This window comes from Rhodococcus sp. Eu-32 (assembly GCF_003336925.1).
Lineage (GTDB): Bacteria > Actinomycetota > Actinomycetes > Mycobacteriales > Mycobacteriaceae > Rhodococcoides > Rhodococcoides kyotonensis_B.
The window spans coordinates 1-429 of the sequence record NZ_QGNK01000083.1; the positions used below are offsets into that span (position 1 = coordinate 1).

Annotated in this window: 1 protein-coding gene; it reads left to right on the plus strand. The window is 53.1% G+C overall.

The window, feature by feature from the left end; genetic code table 11:
* Nucleotides 1-429: YbhN family protein (locus DK926_RS26400; RefSeq protein WP_133299122.1), on the plus strand; the 429-nt coding region annotated here is incomplete at both ends.

Consider the following 429-nt stretch of genomic DNA (forward strand, 5'->3'; position numbering starts at 1 on the left):
GGCTGCTACGACCTGCTTGGACGGCTTTATTGCGGCCATAAACTGGCGAAGCGACAGGTGATGTTGGTATCGTTCGTCTGCTATGCCTTTAACCTGACGCTCAGCACCTGGGTCGGCGGGATCGGGATGCGTTACCGACTATACTCTCGCCTCGGGTTGCCCGGCAGTACTATCACGCGCATTTTCTCACTCAGCATTACCACTAACTGGCTGGGCTATATTCTGCTTGGCGGCATCATTTTTACCTTCGGCATTGTCCAGCTTCCCGACCACTGGTATATCGATGCAGGCACGCTACGAATTCTCGGTATCGTTTTATTGTTGATTATCGCGGTCTATCTGTGGTTTTGCGCCTTTGCGAAGCGGCGGCATATGACGATTAAAGGACAGAAACTGGTGCTGCCGTCATGGAAATTCGCGCTGGCGCAG